This is a genomic window from Shewanella sp. SR1 (genome assembly GCF_020447145.1).
GTDB classification, from domain to species: domain Bacteria; phylum Pseudomonadota; class Gammaproteobacteria; order Enterobacterales; family Shewanellaceae; genus Shewanella; species Shewanella baltica.
In genome coordinates, this window is sequence record NZ_JAJAEF010000037.1 from 24,505 (window position 1) to 30,504 (window position 6,000).

The 6,000-nt window shown below is 46.9% G+C and carries 5 protein-coding genes; 1 reads left to right on the forward strand and 4 read right to left on the reverse strand.

The window, feature by feature from the left end; translation table 11 throughout:
- Nucleotides 1–693: 693 nt before the first annotated feature.
- On the forward strand, nucleotides 694–3,153 hold the full coding sequence (locus KV201_RS21095) for a S8 family serine peptidase (RefSeq protein ID WP_226060482.1): 2,460 nt from the start codon (nucleotides 694–696) through the stop codon (nucleotides 3,151–3,153).
- Nucleotides 3,154–3,237: 84 nt separating this feature from the next.
- Here KV201_RS21095 and KV201_RS21100 read toward each other — a convergent pair whose 3' ends face one another.
- From KV201_RS21100 to KV201_RS21115, 4 genes are all read right to left on the reverse strand, one after another.
- Entirely contained in the window at nucleotides 3,238–3,783 is a 546-nt protein-coding gene (locus KV201_RS21100; RefSeq protein ID WP_006085495.1) for a YaeQ family protein, read from the reverse strand.
- A 159-nt stretch (nucleotides 3,784–3,942) separates the two neighbouring features.
- Nucleotides 3,943–4,854, reverse strand: a complete 912-nt coding sequence (locus KV201_RS21105; RefSeq protein ID WP_226060484.1) for a bifunctional precorrin-2 dehydrogenase/sirohydrochlorin ferrochelatase — start codon at nucleotides 4,852–4,854, stop codon at nucleotides 3,943–3,945.
- A gap of 19 nt (nucleotides 4,855–4,873) precedes the next feature.
- Entirely contained in the window at nucleotides 4,874–5,233 is a 360-nt protein-coding gene (locus tag KV201_RS21110) for a rhodanese-like domain-containing protein (RefSeq protein ID WP_071939588.1), read from the reverse strand.
- Nucleotides 5,234–5,361: 128 nt separating this feature from the next.
- On the reverse strand, nucleotides 5,362–5,679 hold the full coding sequence (locus tag KV201_RS21115; RefSeq protein WP_006082273.1) for a DUF2007 domain-containing protein: 318 nt from the start codon (nucleotides 5,677–5,679) through the stop codon (nucleotides 5,362–5,364).
- Nucleotides 5,680–6,000 lie beyond the last annotated feature (321 nt).

The following is a 6,000-nucleotide window of genomic DNA, read 5'->3' on the forward strand; positions in this document are numbered from 1 at the left end:
GATTATTTAAAATTTTTAATTGAAAGTTATCGACATAATTAGCCTCACAAACATAATTGAAGCATGTACGAGTTTGCAGTGGTAGCTCATATCCTGTACCGCTATTTTGGATAATGTTCACTCAGCATTTACCGTTAAAAGCCATATCGCATGCTTTCACTTCTCGTTTTGCCGCTCACATTCCCCTTCAAAAAACACCTCAACAAATTAACGTGAATGGCTTAGCCGTCGTCAATGAATTGGCAACCGCCACTCCCTTGACAGGATTTTGCAACAATTTCGCATAATCAATCACTTGAGAAAATCTTATTATTATCCTTAAACTTTAAAGTTCAATTTAGTTATTTATAATCACTAAAAAATATATGCATAAATTTCAATACCATGAAAACAAACAAATCAATATAAAGTACTCATATTGACCGTAAATTCGCATTCGCTTATTCATTTTTACCACATAAAAAAACAAAAATTTGAATAGAATTTGGTTACAACTCGTTACATGTTGAATTTATATTCACATTAACTGCTTATAAAATATAGATTTTTACAAGCGACCATACCATTAACAATTGATTTACAAATACTTTAGTCGCAGATAGATTCACTAACCGAGTAGCATCTGAGTCGTAGTTATTCTTATGAAACATAAAATAATAATGATTAACACTAAATTGACCATGGAAGAAGAACATGACAATCAACAGAACCACTAAAATAGCGTTAAGCCTTTCAAGCTTAGCTATTGCGATCTCAGCCGGTGTACAAGCAGCACCACAAGCCCCAGGTTTTGCCGCAGCATTACAAGCACAAACCTCTCCACTGCCAAAGCGTTACATTGTGAAATTTAAAAACGCCGATGCAGCGGCCATTATGTCGGCCAGTAATGTGCAATCAATGAGTGATCAGCAATCAAGTGACGCGACAACTGATGCGCTGCCAAGCACGATGAATTATCAGCCACAAATGGCGGAAATCAGTGCCCAGCACACTGCATTGAATAAAGTGCAAGCGAAAGAAATGAAGCGTATCGGCCGCAGTAACAGCTACTCGGTCAAACTCGATGCTAACGGCATCAATACCTTAAAAAAACGCGCCGATGTGGAATATGTTGAAGAAGACATGCCGCGTCACTTACTGAGTGAAAGCACACCCTGGGGCCAAACCTTTGTAGGGGCGACTCAGTTAAGCGATAGCCAAGCGGGCAACCGCACGATTTGTATTATCGATTCTGGTTACGACCGAAGCCACAGCGAATTAGGTGGCAACAATGTCACGGGTACCAATAACTCAGGTACAGGCAACTGGTTTGAGCCGGGCAACAACAACGCCCACGGCACTCACGTTGCTGGCACGATTGCGGCGATTGCTAACAATGACGGCGTGATCGGCGTAATGCCAAATCAAACTGCCAATATTCATGTCGTTAAAGTGTTTAACGAATCGGGCTGGGGTTACTCTTCATCTTTAGTGGCCGCAGTAGACACTTGTGTTGCCAACGGCGCTAACGTTGTCACTATGAGTTTAGGTGGCGCGGGTTCCAGCACCACTGAGCGTAACGCTCTGGCTGCACATTATAATAATGGCGTGCTCTTGATTGCCGCTGCGGGTAACGCAGGCGACAGCACTCACAGCTACCCTGCATCCTACGATGGCGTGATGTCTGTTGCCTCTGTGGATAATCATAAAGACCACTCGGCATTTTCCCAATACACCAATCAAGTGGAAATATCTGGCCCAGGTGAAGCGATTCTGTCGACGGTTACCCGTGGCGAAGGCCGTTTAGCCGATATCACTATCGGTGGTCAGTCTTACTTTGATTCAGGTGTCGTGCCACATAATCGCCTCATTTCATCGGGCGGCAGCTATGTACCTGCGCCATACAATGGCACAGCGACAGCCACACTTGCCGAATGTAGCGTCAGCGGAACTAGCTTCAACTGCGGCAACATGACCAATAAGATTTGTTTAGTGGAACGTGTTGGCAATCAAGGCACAAGTTACCCTGAAATCAATGCGGCTAAAGCCTGTAAAAATGCCGGTGCCAGTGCAGCGATTGTTTACAGTAACGCGGCATTACCTGGCTTACAAAACCCCTTCCTTGTCGATGCAAACAGTGAAATCAGTATGGTTTCCGTATCAGTGGATCGCGCAACAGGTTTAGCACTGCGTAATCAACTGGGTGCGACAGCAACAGTCAGCAACCAAGGCAATAAAGATTACGAGTACTACAACGGTACTTCGATGGCGACGCCACATGTGTCAGGTGTTGCAACCTTAGTGTGGAGCTATCACCCTGAGTGTAGTGCGGCGCAGGTTCGTAATGCATTGAAAATGACCGCCGAAGATCTTGGTACTGCAGGCCGTGACAACTACTATGGCTATGGTTTAGTCAACGCTGTTGCCGCGAAAACCTTCTTAGATGCCTCTTGTACTGGCCCAACGGGTCCGGTTGATCCAACACCAACCGATGGCGTGTTAGTTAACGGTGTGGCTAAAACGGGCTTAGGCGGCGCAGCGAGTGAAGAACTGCACTTCTCCTTTGACGTACCACAAGGCGCAACTAACTTAGGCTTTGTGATGAACGGTGGAACAGGTGATGCGGACTTGTATGTGCAATATGGTGCAGCGCCGACTACAGCTAACTATGATTGCCGTCCGTATAAAAGTGGCAATAGCGAGTCTTGCCCAATCACCAATGTCCAATCAGGCACTTACTACGCCATGCTAAAAGGCTACTCGGCCTTCACTGGTGTGTCATTAACAGCAAGCTACACAGCATCTAGCGGCGGTACTCCACCGACTACGCCTGCAAGCTATAGCAACACTGATAACTACAACATCCCTGATAACAAAGCAGCAGGGATCACTAGCCCAATCACAGTCACTCGCACTGGTGATTCAGGCACTGTGACTGCGGTAGTGAACATAGTCCACCCTTATATTGGTGACTTAAAAGTACAGCTGATCAGCCCTTCTGGTAAAACAGTTACATTGCATAGCAACACAGGTTCAGGTGCTGCCAATATCAACAAGAGCTATACCGCTGATATGACGGGTGCTAATTCGAACGGCGTATGGAAGTTAAAAGCCGTAGACAGTGGCCGTGGTGATGTGGGTTATATCGATAGCTGGGAGCTGAGCTTCCAATAAGTCGAAATCGATGCTCATTACTGAAAAATGAAAGTAATAAATGAAAAGAGCCTGCAATCGCAGGCTCTTTTTTTACAAGACATGTTATGCAATATCTTTGAGGATTTCAGGTTCTATCAACACGCTGGTCTCATTATCCGATAGCCAAATTTGGCCTTCGCTGATAGAAACCTGCAATGCCATATTGCGCCCAACAAAGGCTTCCATCGCCGTGACCGACTCTTCGGCAATATTCCACACGGTTAAATTCTGGTAACGCTCTAACGCCTGCTGATTCTGTTTCCACCAAATGGGTACACTACGGCCACCATAGGTAAATAACTGCACAACTTTGGCGCGGCCACTGGCCTTTCGCAGCCATTTCTCATCGGCCTGACCAAACTCAACCCACAGATCAATTTCGCCTGATAAGGTTTTGTCCCACAGCTCTGGCTCGTCATCGACGCACAAACCTTTACTAAAACTTAAGGTTTCGCTGGCATTCACAATAAACGCCAGTAAACGCACCATCATGCGGCCATCGGTTTCGGAAGGATGCTGGGCAAGCGTCAATTGATGGTCTTGGTAATAATTCCGATCCATATCGGCTATCTGTAAATTGACCTTAAACACGGTCGCTTTGAGGGCCATAGTCATCCTAAATGCAGAGTGAAATCCTGAAACAGCGAAATCCTAAAATAAGGCTGCCGAGTCTACCTGAGACTCGGCATTAGCTCAAACGAACAATAAGATACGTCCATCAAATCGAACAGAAAGTGCAATCGGACAGAAGGCAGAATCGATAAGAGGTTAAATCGCGCCGGGTCGTAAATGCTTAGCCATGGGGAAATGCGCCTTCAACAGACTGATTTTTTGCGTATCGGCCACCAGCAACATGCGAGTGCCCTGCTCGTACTGCTGACTCAATTCACTGAGTGCGGGTAACTCGCCCCGATTAGCGTCTCGACGCACTAATTCTGCCAATTCGTCGCTCAAATCGCCTTGGCTATAGATCCAATCGAGGCGCTGCAGTAACGGCATGGCGGCGAGCGGCAGTAAGTCGACAGAGGCTGAATCATCCAGCAAAAGGATTTCGCCGCGGCTAACTAAATTATTAAACGCATTATGGTAATGCTCGGCGGTACGACTATCGAAACGGTCGCCATTGGTATCGAAAAAACGTTCCCAAAATAAGCGACGTTTCGAGGTTGAATCGAGCTTGTCTTGCACTTCGACGCGTCTATCGGCGACAAAGTCGAATAAAGGCTTGAGTGATTGCGGTAGGCTGGATTCTAAGCGCGAGCGAATCGTGCGTGCAAATACCGGTGCCGCGCCCGCAGTGCTGATCGCGACCACTAAACGGCCTCTATCGACAATCGAAGGCGTAATAAAGCGACAAAAAGCTGGATTATCAACGGCATTAACCCAAATACCGCGCGCGGTGGCTAGAGTCGCCAACTCGGCATTAAGACTATCGTTTGCCGTGGCTAAATACACCAGATCATAATTTTGAATATCGGCGTGGACCACTTCACGCTGGGATAGCAGAATACGCCCCGTATCGGCATAACGCTGCACTTCAGGATTCACTTCAGGGGCTATCACGTGAATACTGGCTTCGGTACGTGTCAGCAGCGCCAGCTTACGGCTTGCCACATCACCCGCCCCCACCAGCAAAACATTTAAGTGAACCGTATCGACAAACAAGGGGAAATATTGCATTAAATGAGATCCTGAACGCTTAATCCTGCACGACTGGCAGTTGACGCTGTACCCAGCCCTTATAGCCACCAATCAAAGAGGCAACGCGGGTGTAACCCATGAGTTGCAGATTATGGGCCGCCAAGGCTGAGCGCGCACCACCTGCGCAATAGAGTAATATGGGGGTATGTTTATCGGGGAAACGTGCTTCGATATCACGCTCTAAAATACCCCGGCTTAAATGTTTCGCTTGGGGTAAATGATCCTGCAGCCACTCGCGATCCTCACGCACATCCACAAGGTGCCAGCTGTCATCGGCCTGATAGGCTTCAATGGTCACTTCGGTGATGTTAGGCAGAATTGCGTCAACAAGGGCGGAAAAAGCACTGGGATGCGACATCACTAACTCCTAGATAAGATATTGAATGACATGATGAATGTCAGCTTATCAGCAAAGTGTAATCTTCTCATCCAGTAGACGCAATCTTTCAGCCACAGCACAAAGCAAAGGTGATCGCCTATCCAAGGTTAATTGTGGCTTTCACTGCGCTCAGAGCTGCATTGCCAGCACAGCTCAAAACTGCCTTCATTGGTTTCATGGCACTGCACACATTGCCACTGTGGGCTTTCGACATCCAACGCATTCAGTTGCACTTGCGCCGACGCATGTTGGGACTCGCCCACCCACAACTCGACGTTTTGCATCCCTGTCGGAAGCTCACCAATCCCGCCCAATAGCGCTTCACCTCTGAGCTCAACATGAATACCACAGGCCTCTAATAAACCTTTCCATGTGTGGGCTTGCAATAAATTACCACCAGCAACTAACACTTTACGTTCTTCCATGCGACATCCTACGGCTACAACTCTCTGGAATATGGGTTGCCGACATCCTACTGCTAAATAGCCGAGCCTGTCGAGCGCTGATTTTTACACCAGTTGTTAATTTAATTAACATTCCATTTTTACAGCATAAGTGACTATAACTTTGTGAGTTTGCTAGCAGAATGTCAGATCCACCTCAAAACTGAGGTAAAAAAAAGCCACCGACGAGGTTAATGCCGATCAGTTAAGACAGATCGCTTGACGATCTCGCTGAAAAGATCAAAATCCGATGACCTCATGTCATCGGATTTTTTTATGCAACTCTCAGAAGCACTCGCCCGC